Here is a 21,930-nt window from a genome sequence, read left to right on the forward strand (position 1 = left end):
TCTCAAAAGTTCTTCTGGAGTGATCATCGATGGTGTCCACCTCGTTCATGGTGGACACCTCATCCCATCCCCGCGCTCAACTGCATAGGTGCGTAGAAAGGAGCGCTTACGTCGTATCCATGGTCATCGCTCCTGTGCTTGGTTGAGGTCCGACGGCGGTGGCGCATCAAGCGTTTGTGGTCCGTAAGAGAGTGCGCGCCGCAGGCCTGCGTTGTGACCTCAAACTGGCCCGATTGAATTGCGATAAAAATAGAAATAATTGAAAGATACTGTTTCCATTTTTGATCTCATCGGCGCAGCGTCCGCGGAGGCGAACGCTCTGCTCGAGCCGCTGGTCCCGGTCGATTGCACGCATGGATCGACCGCGTCCACGTGCGCTTGCGCGACCTCGCCCCGATGCTAAAAGCGATGGCAATAAGAAGGGTATTGCCATGATCTCACTCGCCGACCTCCAGCGCCGCATCGAAGCGGACGAGCTTTCGCCCGATGACGCCATCGCCCAGTCGCACGCGGCGATCGAGGCCAGGGAGAAGGACGTTCGCGCCTTCGTCCGTCACGACAAATCCGCGAAGGCGCAAGCCTCCGGCCCGCTGCGCGGCATCGCCGTCGGCATCAAGGACATCATCGACACCGCCAACATGCCGACCGAGATGGGCTCGGAGATCTATCGCGGCTGGCAGCCGCGCTCGGACGCGCCGGTCGTGATGATGCTGAATCGGGCAGGCGCCACCATCATCGGCAAGACCACCACCACGGCGTTCGCCTCGCGCGATCCGACCCCGACGCTCAATCCGCACAATCTCGGCCATACGCCGGGCGGCTCGTCCTCGGGCTCGGCGGCGGCGGTCGGTGCCGGCATGATCCCGCTGGCGCTGGGCACCCAGACCGGCGGCTCGGTGATCCGTCCCGCGGCCTATTGCGGGGCTGCCGCGATCAAGCCGTCGTTCCGGATGCTGCCGACCATCGGCGTGAAATGCTATTCGTGGGCGCTGGATACGGTTGGCCTGTTCGGCAGCCGTGCGGAGGATCTTGCGCGCGGGCTGCTGGCGATCACCGGCCGCACTGAATTCGATGGCATCGCCGCGGCCAAGGCGCCGCGCATCGGCGTGGTGAGGCAGGAGTTTGCCGAGGCCGTGGAGCCGGCCGCGGAAGAGGGCTTGCAGGCTGCGATCAAGGCGGCCGAGAAGGCCGGTGCCAGTGTCAAGACCATCGATCTGCCGGAGTCGGTGCAGGAAGCCTGGCGCATCCACCCGATCATCCAGGATTTCGAGGCGCATCGCGCGCTGGCCTGGGAGTTTTCGGAGCATCACGACGAGATCGCGCCGATGCTGCGTGCCAGCCTCGATGACACCGTCGGCTTGACGCCGAAGCAGTATGACGACGCGCGTCGGATCGCCCGCCGTGGCCGCCGCGAGCTCGGCGAGCTGTTCGAGGGTTTTGACGTGCTGCTGACCTATTCGGCGCCGGGCACCGCGCCGGCCAAGGAGCTCGCCTCGACCGGCTCGCCCCGTTACAACCGGCTCTGGACGCTGATGGGCAATCCTTGCGTCAACGTGCCGGTGATGAAAGTGGGTGGCCTGCCGATCGGCGTGCAGGTGATCGCGCGGTTCGGCAACGATCCGGGCGCGCTTGCGGCGGCGTGGTTCCTGGAGGACGCGCTGGCGAAATCAGGCTAGGGCAGGCTCAGCGGCGGGCAGCGCGCGTTCGGCTTCAGTGCCTGTCGCGCCTTGTCCGAGCCAACGCTCGGCGGCCTCGCGGCCGCTCCGGTGCAGCGTGCGAATGAAGCCGCGGCCGAGATCGGTGGATGAGCGCTGCGCCAGGCCCTCAATGGAATCTTCGGCTGCGATCCTGGAGAGCCGCAGCGAAGGTGCGGCGGTGGCTCGCGCCCATTCGAGTGCCGCGATCTCGGCGTTGAGAGCGGCGTTGGCCGCGATCTGGTCGAGCCTGCGGTCGATCGCGGCGAGGGTGATCGGCACGTAGCTGTCGCGCGTGGGCGTGACCTGGACGAGCAGCAGGTCGGAGGCTGTCGATTCCTGCGCCAGGCGCACCAGCGGCGGATTGCCGGCAATGCCGCCATCCCAATAGGCCTCGCCGTCGATCTCGACGGCGCAGTGAACCAAAGGCGGGCAGGTCGAGGCCAGCGCGACGTCGGCGGTAATGCAATCGTTGCGGAAGATCTGCTGCTGCCCATCGCGGATTCGCGTCGCGGCGATCAGCAGTTTTGGGCAGGCCGCGTCGCGCAAGGCGGCAAAATCGATGTCGCGCGACAGCGCCAGCCGCAGCGGATCGAGATCGAACGGATCGAACTGGCCGGAGCGCAACGTCGGCCCGAACGCGACCGAGCTTCCCGCCGGCGAGAATCCGCCGACCAGCATCAAGGATCGGAACGAGGCCTCGTGCATCAGGCGGGCCCAGAACCGGTTCAACCGCGAATGGGCGCCTTCGCGTCCGCCTTCGGCGAGGCCGGTGGCGAGCAGCAGCGCATTGATGGCGCCGGCACTGGCGCCGCTGATGGTGTCGATCTGGATGGTCGGGTGTTCCAGCAACCGCTCCAGCACGCCCCAGGTGAAGGCCGCAAATGTGCCGCCGCCCTGAAGGGCTAGCGACAGTCTTTGCGGCGGCCATTGATCGGAGTGCGGCTGCGCGTGCGCGACCGGCGCGGCAATGGTCGCAATCTCGACTCGCGCGGCGGCTTGCGCGACGGGCGCAGGCCGGGTCAGTGGCGGGGGTACGGGAGCAGGCTCGGGCGCGGGCAGCGGCGATGGCGCATCGGACCAGACATTGGTCATCGAGAGCAGCCGGCTTGCTGCGGTGCTGGAAGCACCGTGCGAACCGGACCCGTCATGCGTGCCGACAATCTTCTCGCTCATTCTGAGCAACCGCGTAACGCCATTTCCGCTGTCAGGATGACAGGCGTGGAACTCGTTCGCCACTCCGGCCGCGAGCAGCTTCCGAGTTGCGAACAGGAATTGGCATATAATGCGGAGGCGGTGCGGCGATATCCGTACTTTTTCCGGCCTTGGATTTTGTTTTGACGCGTTTTCTTGACGCGAACCGGTATCCACTTCGCTCGAAAACGCTCTAGGCCTTCTCGCCGATCCGGCTTTCCTTGCCGGATTGCAGTCGCTTGATGTTCTCGCGATGCGCGTAGAACAAGAGCAGCGTTAGCGCCGCGAACAGCGATGCAAGCGCGAGGTGCCCGAACCACCACAGGAATATCGGGGTGATGAATGCCGCCACCAGCGCGGAGAGCGAGGAGTAGCGGGTGGTGAAGGCGGTGGCGAGCCAAAGCAGGCAGAACACGACCGCGCCGGGCCAGAACAGGCCGAGCAGGATGCCGATATAGACGGCGACGCCCTTGCCGCCTCTAAACTTCAGCCAGACCGGGAAGAGATGGCCGAGGAAGGCGCCGAGCCCGGCCACCATGGCGGCATTGGGCCCCGCGATGTAGCCGGCGATCACCACCGCGACCGTGCCCTTAAGTGCGTCGAGCAGCAGGGTGCCCGCGGCAAGGCTCTTGCGGCCCGTGCGCAGCACGTTGGTGGCGCCGATGCTGCCGGAGCCGATCGAGCGAATATCCTGCGTGCCGGCGAGCCTGGTCAGGACCAGCCCGAACGGAATCGAGCCGAGCAGGTAGCCGATGACAAAGGCCACCGGCAGGAAGGCTTCAAGCCCCATGGCCGCATCTCCATGCTGAACCGCGACGCCACGCATGAATTTGCCCGTCAGACATGCTCGTACACCGTCCGTCCGCCGACAATGGTGCGCACCACGCGGCCTGTAAAGCGGGCCTCGTCGAACGGGGTGTTCTTGCAGGGCGATTTGAGGTCGGCGGGATCGACGATCCAGGGCACATCGGGATCGATCACGATGACATCGGCCGGGCTACCCGTGCGCAGGGTTCCACCCGGCAGGCCCAGGATCTCGGCCGGCCGCGTCGACATGGCCCGGATCAGCGTCTTCAGGTCCAGTTCCTCATTGTGCACGAGACGAAGGCCCGCCGGCAGCATGGTCTCGAGCCCGATGGCGCCGGGGGCGGCTTCCGCGAACGGCAGGCGCTTGACCTCGACGTCCTGCGGATTGTGGTCGGACATGATGACGTCGACGAGGCCGGAGGCGACCGCTGCGACCAGCGCGCGGCGGTCGTCCTCGGTCCGCAGCGGCGGCGACAGCTTCAGGAACGACCGGTAGGGCCCGATGTCGTTCTCGTTCAGCGCAAGATGATTGATCGAGGCCGAGGCGGTCACGGCGAGGCCGGCGTCGCGGGCGCGCTTGAGGACGTCGAGCGAGTCGATACAGGTCAGCGACGCCGCGTGATAGCGCCCGCCGGTGAGCGCGACGAGACGCATGTCGCGCTCGAGCATCACGGCCTCCGCCGCGTTCGGGATGCCCATCAGGCCGAGCCGCGAGGCGAACTCGCCCTCGTTCATCACGCCTTCGCCGACGAGATCGGGATCCTCGGTGTAATGCACGATCAGCGCGTCGAAATCGCGCGCGTAGGTCAGCGCGCGGCGCATCACCTGCGCGTTGATCACGCTCTTGTCGCTGTCGCTGAAGGCGATCGCGCCGGCGGCCTTGAGGAGGCCGAACTCGGTCATCTCCTCGCCGTGCATTCCCTTGGTGAGCGCCGCCATCGGCTGGATGTTGACGATCGCGGTGTCGCGGGCGCGGCGCATCACGAAGTCGACGGTGGCCGAGTTATCGATCACCGGAGACGTGTCGGGCTGGCAGATGATGGTGGTGATGCCGCCGGTCGCGGCCGCCTGGCTCGCGGAGGCAAAGGTCTCGCGATGGCTGAAGCCGGGCTCGCCGACGAAGGCGCGCATGTCGACCAGGCCGGGGGCCACGATCTTGCCGGCGCAGTTGACGACGTCGGTGCCCTCGGGGACGCCGGCCGCTCCGATGCCGCGACGGGTCTCGCGGATGATGCCGTCGGCAATCAGGACATCGCCGGGGCCGTCGAAATCCCTGCTGGGATCGACGACGCGGGCGTTGGCAAGCAGGATGGGACGGCGGTCAGTCAGCATGAGCATCACGCGTTCGGCAAGTTGCGGGCGAGCGCTTCGAGCACGGCCATCCGTACCGCCACGCCCATCTCGACCTGTTCGCGGATCAGCGATTGCGCGCCGTCGGCGACCGCGGTGTCGATCTCGACGCCGCGGTTCATCGGACCGGGATGCATGACGAGAGCGTCCGGCTTGGCGTAAGCGAGCTTTTTCTGGTCCAGCCCGAAATAGTTGAAATATTCGGAGGTCGACGGCACGAAGGAGCCGTTCATGCGCTCGCGCTGGAGCCGCAGCATCATGACGATATCGGCGCCGTTGAGCCCCTCGCGCATGTCGCGCGCAACCTCGACGCCCATGCGCTCGATGCCGGGCGGCAGCAGCGTGGAAGGGCCGACGACGCGGACGCGGGCGCCCATCGTGTTGAGCAGGATGATGTTGGAACGGGCGACGCGCGAATGCAGCACGTCGCCGCAGATCGCGACCACGAGGCCCTCGATCCGGCCCTTGTTGCGGCGGATGGTCAGCGCGTCGAGCAGCGCCTGCGTCGGATGCTCGTGCGCGCCGTCGCCGGCATTGATCACGGAACCGTCGACCTTGCGCGCCAAAAGTTCCACCGCGCCGGAGGCGTGATGGCGCACCACCAGGATGTCCGGGTGCATGGCGTTCAGTGTCATCGCGGTGTCGACCAGCGTCTCGCCCTTCTTGATGGAAGAGGAGGAGACCGACATGTTCATGACGTCCGCGCCCAGCCGCTTGCCGGCGAGCTCGAACGAGGACTGGGTTCGGGTGGAGGCCTCGAAGAAGAGGTTCACCTGCGTCCGTCCACGCAGGACGGTACGCTTCTTGTCAACCTGGCGGTTGAGCTCGACATATTCTTCGGACAGGTCGAGGAGGCCGGTGATGTCGGCCGCGGAAAGGCCCTCGATGCCCAGCAAATGCCGGTGGCCGAGGACGAAGGTCGATTTCGATGTCATTAAAACGAGAGCTATAGGCGGGGATGGCGGGGGGAGCAAGGGCCAATGCCGGGGCGGGGAGTTATCCCCTGATCTGTCAGCTTCGTCGCTCTGGCGTGGCCTGTCGCCAGTATCTCCGTCATGCCCGGGCTTGTCCCGGGCATCCACGATCTTCTATCGCATTTGAGGCAAAAGGACGTGGATGGCCGGGACAAGCCCGGCCATGACGATGGGGATGGATCACGTGAAGTTAATCCGAATTGTGATTGCGCTGACGATGATAACAGCCGAAGCCTACGCCCGATCGCTCCCCGGCGGCTTCGTCTATCTGCGCGACATCGACCCCGGCATCATCCAGGACATCCGCTACGCCACCTCGAACAATTTCGTCGGCCGTCCGCTCGCCGGCTACGGCGCCGGCGAATGCGTGGTGAAGCGCGAGGTCGGGCTGCGGCTGAAGGCGGTTCAGCAGGAGCTGGCGGCGCAAGGCCTGTCGCTGAAGATGTTCGACTGCTACCGGCCGGCGCGGGCCTCGCTCGACATGGTGAAGTGGTCGCAGAACGGCTACGAGACGGCGGCCGAGCGGCGCTACAATCCGAAGATCCCGAAGAGTGAGCTGTTCCGCCTCGGCTACATCGCGAGCCGCTCGCAGCATTCCACGGGTGCTGCGCTCGATCTCACGCTGGTCGATCTCAAGGCTGACAATTCCGCCAGATACGACCCGTCAAAAACCTATGCCGATTGCACGGCGCCGGTCGAGGCACGATTGCCGGAGGGCAGCGTCGACATGGGCACGGGCTACGACTGCACCGACGTGAAGGGGCATACCGCGGCACCCTCGATCAATCCGGAGCAGCGCGCCTGGCGCAAGCGGCTGGTGGCCGCGATGGCGAAGCAAGGCTTTGTGAACTATGCGAAGGAGTGGTGGCATTTTTCCCTGCCGGGGGCGGGCGCGGCGGCCTATGATTTCCCGATTCCGCCGCGAACGAAGTAGATCGTCGTGCGAACGGCCCCGGAATGACGGTGCCGTCCCAACGAAAGCGCTTGAATGGACTCCCTCAATCCCGATCTCCCGCCGATGACCGTGACGCCAGCCGCGCCTCGCGTCTGGAAATTCTGGGGCACGGCGGTGTGGGGCCTGCTCATCTTCGTCGCGATGTTTCTCGGCCAGGTCGGCGCCATCCTCTATCTGGCCTGGGACCGTGGCGATCCCCTCGACCTGATGTCGATCCAGCGTGTCGGTCGCGAGCCCGCGGCGCTCGCACTGTCGGTGACCATGGGCCTACCGGCGACGCTGGCCGCGGTGTGGCTCGCCATCCGCATCAAGAAGGCCTCGTTCGTCGATTACCTCGCGCTGCATTGGCCGTCCTGGAAGCAAATGCTGTTCGGCGCCATCGGGCTTGTCCTGATCGTGGTCGCCTGGGAGACGATGTCGCGGAGCCTCGGCCGCGAGGCGACGCCGGGCTTCATGACCGATCTGTTGAAATCGGGCCGCGACAAGGGCGCGGCTGTGATGCTGCTGTTCGCGTTCAGTGTCGCTGCGCCGATGTCGGAAGAGGTTTTGGCGCGCGGCTTCCTGTTTCGCGGCTGGTCGGCGAGCTTCCTGCGCGTGCCCGGCGCGATCATCCTGTCGTCACTGGTGTGGACGGTCGTGCACCTGCAGTACGACATGTACTTCCTCGCCGAGGTCTTCTCCATCGGCCTGTGGTTCGGCTACATGCGCTATCGCGCCAACTCGCTCTGGCTCACCATCGCGCTGCATGCGCTGAACAATCTGACTGCGGTGGTGCTGACGATGTGGCTGGGGAGCTGAAGGGCGGAATTCGCTTCGAGCGGCCAACGCTGATCAACCGTCTAGTTGTCCTGCCGTATTATATGCTAGGTGGAACAAAGTCCGATCGTCACGGATAGGTTGTCCACCAATGTCAGAGCTTCAGCATCATCCGTCAGTGGTGGGTTCGCCTCGGCCGCCCCGGACATGGGATTTCGCTGCTCGTTGGTCTCATCGCTTATGCGGTTCATACTCTGACATTGAAACTCGCCCTGAACACGATGTGGGACTTGCGCCATGTCGTGGAGCGATTTTCGTTGGCACAAGTCCGAGTGGGTTTTGCCATTGTTCTGGCGTGCCCGGCGACAGTGGCGGTGTTCTGGATCGCGACGCGCGTGGCCAACCGAAAGTTCACTGACTATCTCGCTTTGAATTGGCCGAAGACAAGCGAGTTTGTGCTTGCGCTCGTTCTCACGTCGATACTTCTCTTGGTGCAGTACTTCACTTGGCCCATTCTCAGCAGATGGGACTTGTCCGCCGATCATTCTTTCGCCGGCTCACCGGACGGATTGCTGATTTATCTGTTGGGCGGGTGCATTGCAGCGCCGATCTCTGAGGAATTGGCGTTCCGCGGCTTTATGTTTCGCGGCTGGTCGCAGTCATTCCTTCACCCGCCGGGAGCCATTGTGCTGACGGCGGCCGCATGGGCAATGCTCCACAATCAATATAATTGGCTAGGCCAGTTTTCGGTGTTCGCCGGCGGACTCCTTCTTGGGTACATTCGCTGGCGCAGCAATTCGACTTGGTTGACCGTGATGGTTCATTCAGGGGTCAACATCCTCATCTTCTCTACGAGCGGCACCTACGTCTAGCGCGCCGCCACCAGCGCGATCGCGATCGGCATCGTGACCGCCGCCAGGATCGTCTGCAGCGTGATGATCTGCGCCAGCAGCGGCGCATCGCCGCCCATCTGGCGGGCCAGCACATAGGCGCTGGGCGAGGTCGGCACCGCCGCGCAGATTGCGACGATCGCCAGGCTGTCGCCCGAGAGCCCGAACCAGGCGGCGAGCGCCAGCGCGAGCACGGGCATCAGCGCCAGCTTGAACGCCACGCCGATGGTCGCGCTCACGCTCGGACGGAGCAGGCCCTTGAGCTGCAGGCCGGCGCCGGTGACGAGCAGACCGATGGCGAGCGAGGACCGGCCAAGGGCATCCGCGACCTCGTGCCAGATCTTTGGCAGCGGCAGATGAATGACGTTGATGACGAGGCCGATCACGCAGGCCCAGATCAGGGGATTGCGGACCACCGTCATGACGATGGCGCGCGCGGACTGCTTCTCGGGCGATGCATAGTGCGCGAGCACGGCGACGCTGAATACGTTGACCAGCGGAATGATCGCGACCATCGCCACCGAGGCCAGCGCCAGTCCGACATCGCCGAACATGTTGGCGGACACCGAGAGCGCCACATAGGTCTGCCAGCGCGTCGCGCCCTGGAAGATCGAGGTGAAGGCGGGACCGTCGATGTCGAACCGCGCGAGCGCCGGGCGGAGCGCGAGGCAGAGCAGCGACATCGCGAGCACCGACAGCAGCAGCGCGCCGCCGACGCCGGCGACCGGCACCCTGGAGAGGTCGGCCTTCACCAGCGTCTGGATCAGCAGCATCGGGAACAGCACGAAATAGGTCAGCCGCTCCAGCCCGTGCCATTGCGTGTCGAGCTGCATCAGGGTGCGCCTGAGCACCACGCCGAGCACGATGAGGATGAAGACCGGCAGCAGCGCCGCGATCACGACGGCCATGGATCAGCCCGATGCCGCGCGAAGATTGGCGAGGCGGTCGAGCGCGCCTTGCAGGATGAAGATCGCGGCGTGCTCGTCGATCACCTCGGCGCGCTTGGCGCGGCTGACATCCATGCCGATCAGCTCGCGCTCGACCGCTGCGGTCGACAGACGCTCGTCCCAGAGGCCGATGGGGAGTGTGGTCAGCCCGGCAAGGTTGCGGGCGAAGGCGCGGGTCGACTGCGCCCGCGGGCCCTCGCTGCCGTCCATGTTGATGGGCAGGCCGAGCACGAAGCCGACCGCCTTGCGCTCGGCCGCGATCGCGAGCAACCGCGCCGCGTCCTGCTTGAACGCCTTGCGCTGGATGGTCTCGACGCCGGTCGCTAACCGCCGGTCCGGATTGGACACGGCAACACCAATGGTCTTGGTGCCGAGGTCAAGGCCGACCAACCCGCCGCGTTCGGGCCAGTGGGTTGCAGCATCGATCAGGGGCAGGATAAGAGCCGGCATGGGACCAGCGCTTATCACGCGTCGCGCTGCGGAGTGAACCCGGAACATGGATGCACTGACACTATTCGGCCTGTTTGCCGTGACGGCGATGCTGGTCTGCTATGCCCTGGAGGATCGCAGCCATTGGTTCGTGCTGCTGTTCGCGGTGTCCTGCGCGCTCGGCTCGGCTTACGGCTTCCTGCAAGGCGCCTGGCCGTTTGGCCTCGTCGAAGCCATCTGGGCCTTCGTTGCATTGCGGCGATGGCACCTGAGGCCGCGATGACGGACAGGTCGGGCGAGGGCGCCTGCCGGGCGGCAGGCCGATCCTCGCCCGCTGAGTACGTCGCCGATCAGCGGATCGCGATCGGGTTGATCATCGCCTGCACGCCGCCGGTCCAGCGCGGCTGTCCGAGCACGAACAGGAATTCGTAGCCCTTGTCGCGAGCGAGCGCGGCGGTGTCCATGTTCTCGAGAATGTAGGTCCCATTCATGGCGAGCAGGATCTGGTGCACCTCGAACACGTTCTTGGACTCGAACGGCAGCACCTCGAGCGCCCAGGTGTCGGCCCCGATGGCGACCACACCCTTGCCGGTCAGGTACTTCGCGCCTTCGACGCCGAGACCGGGCTCGCCGGCCGAATAGCGCTTGTCGTCCTTGCCGATCAGGCCGAGCCAGCCGGTGTGGAAGATGACGACGTCGCCCTGGCGGATCTCGACGTTCTGCTGCTTGGCGGCTTCCTCGATCTCCTTGACGTTGAAGGCAGTGCCTTCCTTCACCACGTCGGTTTTGAAATAGGCGGCCATGTCGAGCAGCACGCCGCGGGTGACCATCGGCGGCACCTTCTCGATGCCGAGCTTCTTCAGCCCGTTCGGATCGGCGAAATCGGCGAGCTTGTTGCCGTTGTAATAGACGTGCTCGACGCCGAGATGGCCGAGACCGTCGAGCTGGCTGCCGATGCCGACCCAGGTATCAAGGATATCGTCGTTATAGGTCGCCTTGTTCGGACCGAGACCCGCGCTGCCGGCCTGTCCGGGCTGTACGATGGTCAGCTTGAACGTGCGCGGGGGATATGCGGGCGTCTGGGGCGTGACGGGAATGCCGAGGGCGTAGGTCTTGCCGGTCTTCACCAGCGAGGCGGCCTTCACCACCAGCTCCGGCGTCATGTAATTGGCGGCACCGATCTCGTCGTTCGGTCCCCATTTCGATTTGGTCCAGTCTTGTGCGCTTGCAGTTCCTGATATCGCCGACAACGCGGCGACACAGCACAACACGAGCGTATTGCGCATCGATAGTCCTCCCGATGTTTTGGCTTCGTTGTGTTTTCGCGCTGGCCAGTGATACATCCTAACGTAGAACGGATGCGTGCTTCAAAGCATTTCGAGGTGCCGCGCTGCGGCGGCTGAACGCAGCGCAGACTAATTCAAGCGCGATGGATTTGTGACGAATTTCGCCGCGTGGAACGCTGCGCCGGTGTCAGGCCGCGATGACGTCGTTGTCTTTCTTCAGGCAGGACATGAAACCTTGAAGCGCGCTGTATTGGTGTCCGGCGCTGCGCTGGATGAAGAGCGTCTCGACGCGCGCATGTGACGGGCCCAGCGCGTGGATCGACACGCTGCCGGCCATCGCACTGCGTTCGACCACGGCGCGCGGCAGCAGCGTCACGCCCATGCCGGCGGCGACACAGCCGATCATGCCGTCGAGCGTGCCGAGCTCGAAGCGTGCGGCCGACGGCCAGCCGAACTCGACAAAGATCTGTTCGAGACGCTGGCGGTAGGTGCAGCCGGTGCGGAACACCAGCGCAGTCGGACCGGACTCCGGCGTGCCGGCGCGCAGCTCGGCGAGCGAACCCCAGCGCCGCGCGCTGACCAGCACCAGCTCTTCGCGAAACGCGCTCGTCGCAGTGAGGTCGGCATGTGCGATGGGACCCGCGACGAAGGCGCCGTCGAGCGTGCCTTCGAGCACGCCCGCGACGAGGTCGGCGGTGGTCGCGGTGCGCAGGCTCAGCCGCACGGCAGGGAAGTTGCGGTGGAAATCGGCGAGGAGGGACGGCAACCGCACGGCTGCCGTGGTCTCCATCGAGCCGATCGCGAGCGGTCCCTTCGGCTCGCCGTCGTCGCGCGCGGCAAGCACGGCCTCCCGTGATAGCGCGGCCATCCGCTGTGCGTAGGGCAGGAGGCGCTTGCCGGCGCCGGTCAGCGTCATGCCACGGCTGTGGCGTTCGAACAGCGGTGTGCCGATCTCCGCTTCCAGCGCCTTCACGCGCTGGGTGACGTTGGATTGCACCGTGTTCAGCTCTTCGGCGGCGCGGGTGATGCCGCCGGTACGGGCGACGGCGGCAAAGGTCTGGATATCGCTGAGTTCCATGGCGTCGTTTCGCTTTTGTGATGGCAGCGTTCGCAACAATTCATTTTTCGAGAATGCTAGTCGCGCCTAGTCTCCCTGTCCAGATCAGGGAGGGGCTATGCCCATTGAGACGTCGCTGACCAGGCTGCTGGAGATTGAGCATCCCATCCTGCTGGCGCCGATGGATATCGTCGCCGGCAGCCGGCTTGTGACGGCCGTGAGCCGTGCCGGCGGTTTCGGCATTCTGGGCGGCGGCTATGGCGAGAAGGTGTGGCTGGAGCAGGAGACTGCAAAGCTCGCGGGCTTGCCAGCGCCATTCGGGATCGGCTTCATCACCTGGAGCCTCGCCAAGCGGCCCGAGCTTCTCGATGTCGCACTTGCCGCAAAACCGTCTGCGATCATGTTGTCGTTCGGCGATCCCGCGCCGTTCGGGCCGAAGATCAAGTCCGCAGGTGCACGCCTGATCTGCCAGGTGCAGGATGAAGCCATGGCGCGGCAGGCGCTCGATGCCGGCGCCGACATCCTGATCGCGCAGGGCACGGAGGCGGGCGGTCACGGCGCCTCCCGCACCACCGTCGATCTCGCGCCTGCAATCGTCGATCTTGCCGCGGGCCACGTGCCTGTCGTCGCGGCCGGCGGCATTGCCGACGGGCGCGGTCTTGCCGCCATGATGATGCTGGGCGCGAGCGGCGTGCTGCTCGGCACGCGCTTCTATGCGAGCCAGGAGGCTGATGGCGCGGACGAGGCCAAGCGACGCATCTGCGCAGCGAACAGCGGCACGACCGTGCGCGGCATCATCTTCGATCTCTCGCGCAACAATGTCTGGCCGGCGCCTTTCACGGGAAGGTGTCTGGTCAACGACCACGCCAGACGCTGGATCGGCCGCGAGGTCGAGCTGATGCAGAATGTTGCCGCAGTCGCGGCGGACTATGCGGCCGCGAAAGCAGCCGGCAATTTCGACGTCGCGGCGGTGATCGCGGGCGAATCGGTCGGACTGATTCATGATATTGCACCGGCCGCCGAGATCGTGGGGCGGATTGCGATTGAAGCGGAGCAGCTTCTTGCCGGGCGACGCAACTCGATTTCTTCTTTTCCTTCTCCCCTTGTGGGAGAAGGTGGCGCGGATGCAATCCGCGCCGGATGAGGGGTCTGTCTCCGCGGATGCAAACCCCTCACCCGTCTCGCCGCTGTGTGGCGATCCACCCTCTCCCACAAGGGGAGAGGGAAGAGCGAACATGAGGCAAGAATTATGTGGCCTGACCGTCGACTGATCGACCTCTTCAAAACCGAATTCCCGATCGTGCTGGCGCCGATGGCGGGTGCGATGGATGCCGAACTGGTGATCGCCGTGGCAGAGGGCGGCGGGCTCGGCTCGCTGCCGAGCGCGATGCTGTCGCCGGAGAAGGCGCGCGAGCAGGTCAACATCATTCGCCAGCGCGTGAAGGCGCCGGTGAACATGAACTTCTTCTGCCACACGCCGGTTGACCTCACGGCCGAAGCCGAAGCGCGCTGGAAGCAGCGGCTCACGGGCTATTACACCGAGCACGGCCTCGATCCCGCAGCGCCCATCAACGCCGCGAACCGTGCGCCGTTCGACGCCGCCTTCTGCGAGGTCGTCGAGGAGCTGAAGCCGGAGATCGTCAGCTTTCATTTCGGCTTGCCGGAGCAGGCGCTGCTCAAGCGCGTCAAGGCGGCCGGCTGCCTCGTCATCTCGTCCGCCACGACGGTGAAGGAAGCCGTCTGGCTGGAAGAGCGCGGCGTCGATGCCGTCATTGCGCAAGGCGCCGAGGCGGGTGGCCATCGCGGCATGTTCCTGACCGACAAGATCTCCGAGCAGCCCGGCACCTTTGCGCTGGTGCCGCAGGTCGCCGACGCCGTGAAGGTGCCTGTCATCGCGGCAGGTGGTATCGCCGACGGGCGCGGCATCGCAGCTGCCTTCGCACTCGGCGCATCCGGCGTGCAGATCGGCAGCGCCTATCTGCGCTGCCCGGAAGCCAAGGTCAGCGCAGGCGGGCGGAAGGCGCTCGCTGAAGCGCGGGACGATTCCACCGTCATCACCAATGTCATGACCGGGCGTCCGGCGCGCGGCGTCCAGAACCGCCTGATGCGCGAAGCCGGCCCGATCTCGCCCGAGGCGCCGCCGTTTCCCCATGCCGCGACCGCGCTGGGGCCGCTGAAGGCGGCTGCCGAAAAGCAGGGCAGGGTGGATTTCACCAATCTCTGGGCCGGCCAGGCCGTGGCCCTGGGCCGCGAGGTGCCCGCAGCCGAATTGACCCGGGATTTTGCCAAATCGGCCCTGGCCCGCATGAAGGGACTGGCTGGCTAAGGTCGCGCCGCCGGTTGCGGCGCAAAAGCGGCCTCTGCTATACGGCAGTTAGATTTTGCCGTGAGAGGCCTTATATAATGTCCGTCGACGCCACTACCGTCCGCCGCATCGCGCATCTGGCGCGCATTGCGGTTTCCGAGGGCGAGGTTCCGCATCTGCAGGGCGAGCTCAACGCCATGCTCGCCTTTGTCGAGCAGCTCTCGGAGGTCAACGTCGAGGGCGTGGAGCCGATGACCTCGGTCACCCCGATGCAGATGAAGAAGCGGCAGGACGTGGTCAATGACGGCGAGATCGCCGACGATATCGTTGCCAACGCGCCCGCGACCGAAGGTCACTTCTTCCTGGTGCCGAAGGTCGTCGAATAAGTCTTCAATTCAGGACACTGTCCGATGTGCATGCTTTGCGACGATGAGAAGGCCTATCAGGCCTACATGAACTATCTCGACAAGATGGAGCGGCAGGGCAAGGCTGCCGATCCCAACGTCGCCGTCAATGCCGTGCTCGACGAGATCGAGGCCGACGCGAACGCCGCCGCCAAGAAAAAAGACGACCCGGCCAACGACAAAACCCTGTCTCCGTTCTTCTGCAGCCCGATCAATAAATGACCGATTTGACATCGCTGACGCTCGCCGAGGCCCGCAAGGGCCTCGCGGCAAAAACTTTCACGTCGCTCGAGCTGACCGACGCGCATCTGAACGCGATCGAAGCCGCACGCGTGCTCAATGCCTTCGTGATGGAGACGCCCGATCGCGCGCGCGACATGGCGAAGGCCGTGGACGAGAAGATCGCCAAGGGTGAGGGCGGCCCGCTCGCCGGCATCCCGCTCGGCATCAAGGATCTCTTTGCGACCAGGGGCGTGCGCACCACGGCGTGCTCGAAGATCCTCGGCAATTTCGTGCCGACCTATGAGTCCACCGTGACCTCGCAGCTGTGGCGCGATGGTGCGGTGATGCTCGGCAAGCTCAACAATGACGAGTTCGCGATGGGCTCGGCCAACGAGACCTCGTGCTTCGGTCCCGTCGGCAATCCCTGGCGGCGTGAGGGAAGCAACACGACGCTGGTGCCGGGCGGCTCGTCCGGCGGCTCGGCCTCGGCCGTGGCGGCGTTGCTGTGCATGGGCGCGACCGCGACCGACACCGGCGGCTCGATCCGACAGCCGGCGGCGTTCACCGCGACCGTGGGCATCAAGCCGACCTACGGCCGCTGCTCGCGCTGGGGCATCGTCGCCTTCGCCTCCTCGCTCGACCAGGCCGGCCCGATCGCGCGCAGCGTGCGCGACAGCGCGATGCTGCTGCGCTCGATGGCCGGCCACGACCCGAAGGACACGACGTCGGTCGACATTGCCGTGCCGGACTATGAGGCCGCGATCGGCAAGTCGGTGAAGGGGATCAGGATCGGCATCCCCAAGGAATATCGCCTCGACGGCATGCCGGCCGAGATCGAGAAACTCTGGAGCGAGGGCGCGGCCTGGCTGAAGGCGGCCGGTGCCGAGCTCGTCGAGGTGTCGCTGCCGCACACCAAATACGCGCTGCCGGCCTATTACATCGTGGCGCCGGCGGAGGCGTCCTCCAACCTCGCGCGCTATGACGGCGTGCGGTACGGCCTGCGTGACCAGGGCAAGAACATCATCGAGCTCTACGAGAACACCCGTGCCGAGGGGTTTGGCGCGGAGGTGAAGCGCCGCGTCATGATCGGCACCTATGTGCTCTCGGCCGGCTATTACGACGCCTATTATCTGCGCGCGCAGAAGGTGCGGACGCTGATCAAGAAGGATTTTGAGGACTGCTTCGCCAAGGGCGTCGACGCGATCCTCACCCCGGCGACGCCGTCGGCGGCCTTCGGCATCGGCGAGAAGGGCGGGGCGGATCCCGTCGAGATGTATCTCAACGACATCTTCACGGTGACCGTGAACATGGCGGGCCTGCCGGGCATCGCCGTGCCCGCCGGCAAGGACGCGCAAGGCCTGCCGCTCGGCCTGCAGCTGATCGGCCGTCCGTTCGATGAGGAGACGCTGTTCTCGCTCGGCGAGGTGATCGAGCAGGCCGCCGGCCGCTTCACGCCCGCGAGGTGGTGGTGAATGTCGCCGCGTTCATCGCGAGCCTCGACGGCGCGGCGCCCGCGCCGGATCTGAACGCGCCGCTCGCCGGCCTCTGTGGGCCGCGAAGGGCGACTGGGATCAGGCGCACAAGATCGTTCAGGACGAGAGCAGCCGTGACGCTGCCTGGGTGCACGCCTATCTGCACCGGGTCGAAGGCGATCTCGGCAATGCCGGCTACTGGTATCGCCAGGCCGGCCAACCCGCGGCAAAGGATTCATTGGAGGCGGAGTGGGAGCGGATCGCTGCCACGCTGCTCGGGAGCAGGACATGAGCACGGCCACGCACAAGCTTCTCAAGGGCGCCACCGGTGACTGGGAGATGGTCATCGGGATGGAGATCCATGCCCAGGTGACCTCGAACTCAAAACTGTTCTCGGGCGCCTCGACCACGTTCGGCGGCGAGCCTAACAGCCACGTGTCGCTGGTCGATGCCGCGATGCCGGGCATGCTGCCCGTCATCAACGAGGAATGCGTCAGACAGGCTGTCCGGACCGGGCTCGGGCTGAACGCGCAGATCAATCTGCGTTCGGTGTTCGACCGCAAGAACTATTTCTATCCGGACTCGCCGCAGGGCTACCAGATCAGCCAGTACAAGTCGCCGATCGTCGGCGAAGGTGAGGTCATGGTCGAACTGGATGGCGGCAAGACCGCGACGATCGGCATCGAGCGCCTTCATCTTGAGCAGGACGCCGGCAAGTTGCTGCACGATCAGTCGCCGGCCATGTCCTATGTCGATCTCAACCGTTGCGGCGTGGCACTGATGGAGATCGTCTCCAAGCCCGACATCCGCGACGCCGAGCAGGCCAAGGCCTATGTGACCAAGCTGCGCTCGATCCTGCGCTATCTCGGCACCTGCGACGGCGACATGGAGAAGGGATCCTTGCGCGCCGACGTCAACGTCTCCGTGCGCAAGCCGGGTGCACCGCTCGGCACCCGCTGCGAGATCAAGAACATGAACTCGATCACCTTCATCGGCCAGGCGATCGAGTACGAGGCGCGGCGCCAGATCGAGATCCTCGAGGACGGCGGGGAGATCGACCAGGAAACGCGGCTCTACGACCCCAACAAGGGCGAGACGCGATCGATGCGGTCCAAGGAAGAGGCGCACGACTACCGCTACTTCCCCGATCCCGACCTGCTGCCGCTGGAATTCTCGCAAAGCTTCGTCGACGAGCTGAAGACAGAGCTGCCGGAGCTGCCGGACCAGAAGAAGGCGCGCTTCGTCGCCGACTTCGGCCTGTCGGCTTACGATGCGAGCGTGCTGGTCGCCGAGCGCGAGAGCGCGGTGTTCTACGAGACGGTGCTGGACACGCTCGGCAACCGTGCCCGCGACGGCAAGATGGCGGCGAACTGGGTGATCAACGAGCTGTTCGGCCGTCTCAACAAGGAAGGCCGGGATATTACGGCCTCTCCCGTCAACGCCGAGCAGTTGGCTGCGATCATCGACCTGATCGGCGAGGGCACGATCTCCGGCAAGATCGCCAAGGATCTGTTCGAGATCGTCTGGCAGGAGGGCGGCGATCCGCGCGCGCTGGTCGAAAGCCGCGGCATGAAGCAGGTCACCGATCTCTCGGCGATCGAGAAGGTGGTCGACGACATCATCGCGGCCAATCCCGACAAGGCCGCGCAGGTCAAGGACAAGCCGCAGTCGCTCGGCTGGTTCGTCGGCCAGGTGATGAAGGCGTCCGGCGGCAAGGCCAACCCGCAGAGCGTCAACGACCTCTTGAAGTCGAAGCTCGGCATCTGACGTCACACATTCGAACGAGGTGACGGATACGCTTCGTCACCTCGCTTCGGACGCGCGCTGCGACGCTCGCGCGCACCCTCGGCGGCAAACTCCATCCCGACCGACGGCGATGCGGCGGCCGAATCGCCGCCACGCGATTCGTGCAAAACGGCGGCTTCGACACGCGCTGACGAGCGCTTGCGCCGTTAAGCATGAAAATATTTTCATTGCCAAAACTCGCGACTCAGAGTCCGCGAAGCGCCCTTGCGCGGTGATCGCGGGATCGACGATGCACATCATCGCATCGCGCATGCGCAACGCGCGCGTGCAGAAAAATACTTGCCGTGTAGTGTTTTTCTGCAATCGCATCTCGCGCAAACGTCGATGGTGCGGGCACTCCCTGCGATCGCAAGCATGCGTCATGCAGTGCGCCCGCATCGCGCTCGCCAAGCGCAGGCGCGTTGTGCCGTCAACACTTCTTTAAGCGAGAAGCTGTTTTTTTCGTCGTGTTGGTGTATTCGGGATGAGTGTGCATTCGATCCCCGACTGCATGCAGCGATTAAAGCCATCTCACACATCGGAGGGCAACATGGCCAAGAAAGCGAAGAAGGCGAAGAAGGCGAAGAGCGCAGTGAAGAAGACTGCGAAGAAGACCCGCAAGGTCGCGAAGAAGAAGAAGTAACTTCGACTTCTGAAGTTGCCGGCTCCTAGAGAGCCGGCACGTCATCAGCGCCTTCTAACAGGTTCTGGTCGGCGATAGAGGGTGTCGGCGAGACATCAGGCCAACGGTCGGATCGTTCTCTTTCGCGGGTTCGCTCGCCAAAGTACGGTCCGGCAGAAGAAACAAGTTTTCTTCGTTCGGTGCGGTTCTCCTTCTCAAGGGCTCCGCAATTTCACAAGCGGCCTTCGGGCCAACGTGGAATCTGGTCCTGACGTGTTCGCCGACGCCCTCGTTCTCTTGAGGCCGGGGTATTGCCGGCATTCCCTTTTCCCACATTGCTGATCTGACCGTGACGTGGCCGCGCTGCCTTGGAGCAGGCGAGGGCTGCGGCGAACAGTCGTTTGCCGCGACGGTCGCCGCGCAGGCGCAATGCGAGGGCGTCGCTCCGATTCCTAAAGTCGCGCGCTTCGCGCCGCGCGGCCTGCCGGCCACGGGGTGGCGCCGCCGCGCGAGACGCCTGTGTGGCCTTGCCAGCGCGCCCGTCCCACAACGCGCCCCTCCCATGAATTGTGACCGCACGGCGCGCGTCACCGCGCGCGATGGTTATCGTTCTCCCAAAATCCCAGGGTAAACCGAATCTGACGAATCGCAGAAGTGCCTGCAAAGCGGGTACTTCTTGCATTCATCGCGTGCGCCCCGTGCGGGCGCGTTTACGTCTGCTTCATCGCGATACTTAAACTGCCATTCAAATTTGCCCGCCATCATCGCCTTCAACAAGCCGGCAAACGGCATGGGGATGAGTTGAACAGTTCTTTGGACGGGAGCCGCGCTCGGGGGAACGAGGCGGCAGAAAAAAAGGGGATGCGTTATGTTTCAGGGTACTTTCGATCTGGAGACGGCGACGCCGATCGACGCGAGCGCGCTGTCGGACGTGCTGTTCGAGCGCGGGATTTATTGGGCGAGCGGCCGCTCCGGCCTCGTCGACCTCGTCGCCGCACATAAATGGTTCAACCTCGCCGCGCTGAAGGGCCGCAAGGACGCCGTGGCGCTGCGCCAGGAAGTCGCCGGGCAGATGTCGGACGCCGAGATCTCGGCCGCGCAGCGCGAGGCGAGGGCGTGGGTCTCGGCTCACTGAGCCGAGAATCGGATCCGCACCCTTGTCTTCACGGGGACGGATTGCGCTCAATCAAGTTCCTTCGTCGTGTCGCCACATGGACCCGCGCGGCATGACCGAGCCGTCGCCCGACGACTCCGCTCTGGAACCCGGACGGCCGCACAAGACGGGCCTCTTGCCGGGGATATAGAGGTCTTGGGCCTTCCGTCCCGGCGCAGCTCCGGGGTCTGGTTCAATATCTGAGCCGGCGAGGTGGTGCTGAATGCGCCCTGGCAGCGGCGGATCCGGCAATCCCGCGGATGGATGCACACATATATAGAGAGCGCGAATCGGCTGCGCGTGCCGCGCTGATCCTTGCGCCAGGCCTTCGCAGCCGTCCGGCGGTCGCTTTCAGGTGAAAGAACGCACAGACCTTGATTCTGCCGCTTGCGGCTCGCCGCCGTGTCGGGCATACCCGGCATATTGGAGACGTGGCCGAGTGGCTGAAGGCGGCGGTTTGCTAAACCGTTATAGGCTTGTAAAGGCCTATCGAGGGTTCGAATCCCTCCGTCTCCGCCAGCCGAGCTGTCCGCTCCGGTCTCAATCATCCCCATCATCGATAAAGAGCCTTCGCAGCGTGCCTCGAGCGTCGCCGCGACCATGTCTGCGCCTAGTGGAGAGTCGCGGGAAGACCTGTGTGCCTTCTCCTTGAGTCTCCTTCTGATTCCACGATTCGTGCGCGTCAAAGCCTGTTCAGGTCGGAGTTCCGTCCACAGTGCCTCAGGTGGGGAATTTTGACGGCAAACGGAACCGTCCTGGAAACATAAGTAAAAACAATGTGTTGCGAGGGCGCTTCGATCACATCTGCGTGTTATTTGTGCAACACCCTTCGGAAAACAAACGTCATGGGCTCGCTGCGGAGCGTTCTCTTGTTGTGTGTGCAAGGACGTTCGGTAATTGTGACTGAGCGACGGAGGGGGGCATCCCGAGGTCGTCCCGTTTTAGGTGGTTCGCTTAAGTAGACCATCGTTACGAGGATGCGTTGATTTCCAACGTCTTTTCGCGGGTAGCTCAATCGGCTTTGTACGAGGAATTGTACGGGGCTTCAACTTGGAGGTTTAACATGAAGTTCAAGGGCCTTTTGCTCGGTTCCGCGGCAGCACTGCTCGCCGTTGGGGGAGCACAAGCGGCTGATCTTCCCGTAAAGGCCAAGGCGGTCGAATACGTGAAGATCTGCTCGCTCTACGGTGCCGGATTCTACTACATCCCGGGCACTGACACCTGCATCAAGCTGGGCGGTTACCTGCGTGCTGAAGTCGCGATCAACGCGACCGACTTCAACGGTAACTTCAGCAGTGTTAACGGTTCTTCAAACCGTCTGACGAACTACTACGTCACTCGCGCCCGTTCAGACCTCAACATCGACACACGCACTGCGACCGAGTACGGCGTGGTTCGTACCTTCGCTGATGTGGTCATGTCCTGGACGACGGATAATTACACGGGCAGCGGCACCGGCAACGGCTCCACCGTTTACTCGCAGCTCGGCAGCACGGGCGTTAGCGCACCCAACAATGCCAACGCAGGCGCAATCGCCGGCGGTACGCTTGGCGTGTACTACGCTTTCATCCAGTTCGCTGGCTTCACGATGGGTAAGGCGGTTGCCCAGTTCGACGCCCCCTGGACCA

21 protein-coding genes, 1 tRNA gene and 1 pseudogene are annotated in these 21,930 nt (G+C 64.6%); 15 read left to right on the forward strand and 8 right to left on the reverse strand.

From position 1 onward, the window contains the following. Nucleotides 1-431 precede the first annotated feature (431 nt). Nucleotides 432-1,676, forward strand: a complete 1,245-nt coding sequence (locus QJT78_RS39185; RefSeq protein ID WP_028150658.1) for an amidase — start codon at nucleotides 432-434, stop codon at nucleotides 1,674-1,676. Here the strand turns inward: QJT78_RS39185 and QJT78_RS39190 are convergent. The 4 genes from QJT78_RS39190 to QJT78_RS39205 form a co-directional block, all read right to left on the reverse strand. Continuing rightward, nucleotides 1,668-2,870 (reverse strand): patatin-like phospholipase family protein, encoded by a 1,203-nt coding sequence (locus QJT78_RS39190; RefSeq protein ID WP_028150657.1) that lies wholly within the window; start codon nucleotides 2,868-2,870, stop codon nucleotides 1,668-1,670. The two genes, QJT78_RS39185 and QJT78_RS39190, sit on opposite strands and share 9 nt — an antisense overlap. Before the next feature lie 211 nt (nucleotides 2,871-3,081). Further along, nucleotides 3,082-3,678, reverse strand: coding sequence for a glycerol-3-phosphate 1-O-acyltransferase PlsY (plsY, locus tag QJT78_RS39195; RefSeq protein ID WP_028150656.1), 597 nt, complete (start codon nucleotides 3,676-3,678; stop codon nucleotides 3,082-3,084). 47 nt (nucleotides 3,679-3,725) lie between these two features. Continuing rightward, on the reverse strand, nucleotides 3,726-5,027 hold the full coding sequence (locus tag QJT78_RS39200; RefSeq protein WP_028150655.1) for a dihydroorotase: 1,302 nt from the start codon (nucleotides 5,025-5,027) through the stop codon (nucleotides 3,726-3,728). Between the two features lie 5 nt (nucleotides 5,028-5,032). Beyond that, the gene (locus QJT78_RS39205) at nucleotides 5,033-5,980 is read right to left on the reverse strand and encodes an aspartate carbamoyltransferase catalytic subunit (RefSeq protein WP_014494716.1); all 948 of its coding nucleotides are present in this window, start codon (nucleotides 5,978-5,980) and stop codon (nucleotides 5,033-5,035) included. 214 nt (nucleotides 5,981-6,194) lie between these two features. Between QJT78_RS39205 and QJT78_RS39210 the strand changes: the two genes are divergently transcribed. The 3 genes from QJT78_RS39210 to QJT78_RS39220 all read left to right on the forward strand — a co-directional run bounded on the left by QJT78_RS39210 (nucleotide 6,195) and on the right by QJT78_RS39220 (nucleotide 8,602). Then, nucleotides 6,195-6,953, forward strand: a complete 759-nt coding sequence (locus QJT78_RS39210) for a M15 family metallopeptidase (RefSeq protein WP_028150654.1) — start codon at nucleotides 6,195-6,197, stop codon at nucleotides 6,951-6,953. Nucleotides 6,954-7,007: 54 nt separating this feature from the next. Continuing rightward, the gene (locus QJT78_RS39215) at nucleotides 7,008-7,772 is read left to right on the forward strand and encodes a type II CAAX endopeptidase family protein (RefSeq protein ID WP_028150653.1); all 765 of its coding nucleotides are present in this window, start codon (nucleotides 7,008-7,010) and stop codon (nucleotides 7,770-7,772) included. 218 nt (nucleotides 7,773-7,990) lie between these two features. After that, complete coding sequence (locus QJT78_RS39220; protein ID WP_049807921.1) at nucleotides 7,991-8,602, forward strand: CPBP family intramembrane glutamic endopeptidase; 612 nt, start codon at nucleotides 7,991-7,993, stop codon at nucleotides 8,600-8,602. Here the strand turns inward: QJT78_RS39220 and QJT78_RS39225 are convergent. Together QJT78_RS39225 and ruvX are read right to left on the reverse strand one after the other, a co-directional pair. After that, nucleotides 8,599-9,528 carry an AEC family transporter gene (locus QJT78_RS39225; RefSeq protein ID WP_028150652.1) on the reverse strand — a complete coding sequence of 310 codons (930 nt, stop codon included), beginning with the start codon at nucleotides 9,526-9,528 and terminating at the stop codon, nucleotides 8,599-8,601. The genes QJT78_RS39220 and QJT78_RS39225 overlap by 4 nt on opposite strands. 3 nt (nucleotides 9,529-9,531) lie before the next feature. Next, nucleotides 9,532-10,017, reverse strand: coding sequence for a Holliday junction resolvase RuvX (gene ruvX / locus QJT78_RS39230; protein WP_028150651.1), 486 nt, complete (start codon nucleotides 10,015-10,017; stop codon nucleotides 9,532-9,534). 46 nt (nucleotides 10,018-10,063) lie between these two features. Here ruvX and QJT78_RS39235 point away from each other — a divergent pair, with 46 nt between their 5' ends. Beyond that, the gene (locus tag QJT78_RS39235; RefSeq protein WP_028155062.1) at nucleotides 10,064-10,279 is read left to right on the forward strand and encodes a hypothetical protein; all 216 of its coding nucleotides are present in this window, start codon (nucleotides 10,064-10,066) and stop codon (nucleotides 10,277-10,279) included. A 67-nt stretch (nucleotides 10,280-10,346) separates the two neighbouring features. On the opposite strand, the gene QJT78_RS39240 is transcribed toward QJT78_RS39235, so the two are convergent. Both QJT78_RS39240 and QJT78_RS39245 read right to left on the reverse strand, forming a co-directional pair. After that, complete coding sequence (locus QJT78_RS39240; protein WP_028150649.1) at nucleotides 10,347-11,282, reverse strand: cyclase family protein; 936 nt, start codon at nucleotides 11,280-11,282, stop codon at nucleotides 10,347-10,349. A 187-nt stretch (nucleotides 11,283-11,469) separates the two neighbouring features. Next, nucleotides 11,470-12,360 carry a LysR family transcriptional regulator gene (locus QJT78_RS39245; RefSeq protein ID WP_028150648.1) on the reverse strand — a complete coding sequence of 297 codons (891 nt, stop codon included), beginning with the start codon at nucleotides 12,358-12,360 and terminating at the stop codon, nucleotides 11,470-11,472. A gap of 97 nt (nucleotides 12,361-12,457) precedes the next feature. On the opposite strand from QJT78_RS39245, the gene QJT78_RS39250 reads away from it, so the two are divergent. The 10 genes and pseudogenes from QJT78_RS39250 to QJT78_RS39295 form a co-directional block, all read left to right on the forward strand. Further along, a complete protein-coding gene (locus QJT78_RS39250; RefSeq protein ID WP_028150647.1) occupies nucleotides 12,458-13,483 on the forward strand; it encodes a nitronate monooxygenase in 1,026 nt (341 codons plus the stop codon). Nucleotides 13,484-13,588: 105 nt separating this feature from the next. Beyond that, nucleotides 13,589-14,665 (forward strand): nitronate monooxygenase family protein, encoded by a 1,077-nt coding sequence (locus tag QJT78_RS39255; RefSeq protein WP_028150646.1) that lies wholly within the window; start codon nucleotides 13,589-13,591, stop codon nucleotides 14,663-14,665. 77 nt (nucleotides 14,666-14,742) lie between these two features. Continuing rightward, nucleotides 14,743-15,030 (forward strand): Asp-tRNA(Asn)/Glu-tRNA(Gln) amidotransferase subunit GatC, encoded by a 288-nt coding sequence (gatC, locus tag QJT78_RS39260; protein ID WP_028150645.1) that lies wholly within the window; start codon nucleotides 14,743-14,745, stop codon nucleotides 15,028-15,030. Nucleotides 15,031-15,054: 24 nt separating this feature from the next. After that, on the forward strand, nucleotides 15,055-15,270 hold the full coding sequence (locus tag QJT78_RS39265; RefSeq protein ID WP_038944735.1) for a hypothetical protein: 216 nt from the start codon (nucleotides 15,055-15,057) through the stop codon (nucleotides 15,268-15,270). Next, nucleotides 15,267-16,742 (forward strand): Asp-tRNA(Asn)/Glu-tRNA(Gln) amidotransferase subunit GatA, encoded by a 1,476-nt coding sequence (gene gatA / locus QJT78_RS39270; protein WP_028150644.1) that lies wholly within the window; start codon nucleotides 15,267-15,269, stop codon nucleotides 16,740-16,742. Before QJT78_RS39265 ends, gatA begins: the two co-directional genes overlap by 4 nt. Further along, nucleotides 16,733-17,034, forward strand: a pseudogene (locus tag QJT78_RS39275) (hypothetical protein). Before gatA ends, QJT78_RS39275 begins: the two are co-directional and overlap by 10 nt. After that, nucleotides 17,031-18,509: an Asp-tRNA(Asn)/Glu-tRNA(Gln) amidotransferase subunit GatB gene (gene gatB, locus QJT78_RS39280; protein WP_028150642.1), complete on the forward strand. Its 1,479-nt coding sequence runs from the start codon at nucleotides 17,031-17,033 to the stop codon at nucleotides 18,507-18,509. Before QJT78_RS39275 ends, gatB begins: the two are co-directional and overlap by 4 nt. Nucleotides 18,510-20,017: 1,508 nt before the next feature. Then, complete coding sequence (locus QJT78_RS39285; RefSeq protein WP_014494734.1) at nucleotides 20,018-20,284, forward strand: hypothetical protein; 267 nt, start codon at nucleotides 20,018-20,020, stop codon at nucleotides 20,282-20,284. A 443-nt stretch (nucleotides 20,285-20,727) separates the two neighbouring features. Beyond that, nucleotides 20,728-20,821 (forward strand) — tRNA-Ser (locus tag QJT78_RS39290). 544 nt (nucleotides 20,822-21,365) lie between these two features. Further along, the coding region (locus QJT78_RS39295; protein ID WP_281460508.1) for a porin at nucleotides 21,366-21,930 on the forward strand (565 nt) is incomplete at its 3' end.

The sequence above is a fragment of the Bradyrhizobium sp. Mp27 genome (assembly GCF_029953005.1).
Taxonomy (GTDB): Bacteria; Pseudomonadota; Alphaproteobacteria; order Rhizobiales; family Xanthobacteraceae; genus Bradyrhizobium; species Bradyrhizobium barranii.

Coding starts and splice junctions, on each gene's coding strand:
- QJT78_RS39185 (WP_028150658.1), top strand. CDS start 432: ATGATCTCACTCGCCGACCTCCAGCGCCGCATCGAAGCGGACGAGCTT.
- QJT78_RS39190 (WP_028150657.1), bottom strand. CDS start 2,870: ATGAGCGAGAAGATTGTCGGCACGCATGACGGGTCCGGTTCGCACGGT.
- plsY (WP_028150656.1), bottom strand. CDS start 3,678: ATGGGGCTTGAAGCCTTCCTGCCGGTGGCCTTTGTCATCGGCTACCTG.
- QJT78_RS39200 (WP_028150655.1), bottom strand. CDS start 5,027: ATGCTGACTGACCGCCGTCCCATCCTGCTTGCCAACGCCCGCGTCGTC.
- QJT78_RS39205 (WP_014494716.1), bottom strand. CDS start 5,980: ATGACATCGAAATCGACCTTCGTCCTCGGCCACCGGCATTTGCTGGGC.
- QJT78_RS39210 (WP_028150654.1), top strand. CDS start 6,195: ATGGATCACGTGAAGTTAATCCGAATTGTGATTGCGCTGACGATGATA.
- QJT78_RS39215 (WP_028150653.1), top strand. CDS start 7,008: ATGGACTCCCTCAATCCCGATCTCCCGCCGATGACCGTGACGCCAGCC.
- QJT78_RS39225 (WP_028150652.1), bottom strand. CDS start 9,528: ATGGCCGTCGTGATCGCGGCGCTGCTGCCGGTCTTCATCCTCATCGTG.
- ruvX (WP_028150651.1), bottom strand. CDS start 10,017: ATGCCGGCTCTTATCCTGCCCCTGATCGATGCTGCAACCCACTGGCCC.
- QJT78_RS39235 (WP_028155062.1), top strand. CDS start 10,064: ATGGATGCACTGACACTATTCGGCCTGTTTGCCGTGACGGCGATGCTG.
- QJT78_RS39240 (WP_028150649.1), bottom strand. CDS start 11,282: ATGCGCAATACGCTCGTGTTGTGCTGTGTCGCCGCGTTGTCGGCGATA.
- QJT78_RS39245 (WP_028150648.1), bottom strand. CDS start 12,360: ATGGAACTCAGCGATATCCAGACCTTTGCCGCCGTCGCCCGTACCGGC.
- QJT78_RS39250 (WP_028150647.1), top strand. CDS start 12,458: ATGCCCATTGAGACGTCGCTGACCAGGCTGCTGGAGATTGAGCATCCC.
- QJT78_RS39255 (WP_028150646.1), top strand. CDS start 13,589: ATGTGGCCTGACCGTCGACTGATCGACCTCTTCAAAACCGAATTCCCG.
- gatC (WP_028150645.1), top strand. CDS start 14,743: ATGTCCGTCGACGCCACTACCGTCCGCCGCATCGCGCATCTGGCGCGC.
- QJT78_RS39265 (WP_038944735.1), top strand. CDS start 15,055: ATGTGCATGCTTTGCGACGATGAGAAGGCCTATCAGGCCTACATGAAC.
- gatA (WP_028150644.1), top strand. CDS start 15,267: ATGACCGATTTGACATCGCTGACGCTCGCCGAGGCCCGCAAGGGCCTC.
- gatB (WP_028150642.1), top strand. CDS start 17,031: ATGAGCACGGCCACGCACAAGCTTCTCAAGGGCGCCACCGGTGACTGG.
- QJT78_RS39285 (WP_014494734.1), top strand. CDS start 20,018: ATGTTTCAGGGTACTTTCGATCTGGAGACGGCGACGCCGATCGACGCG.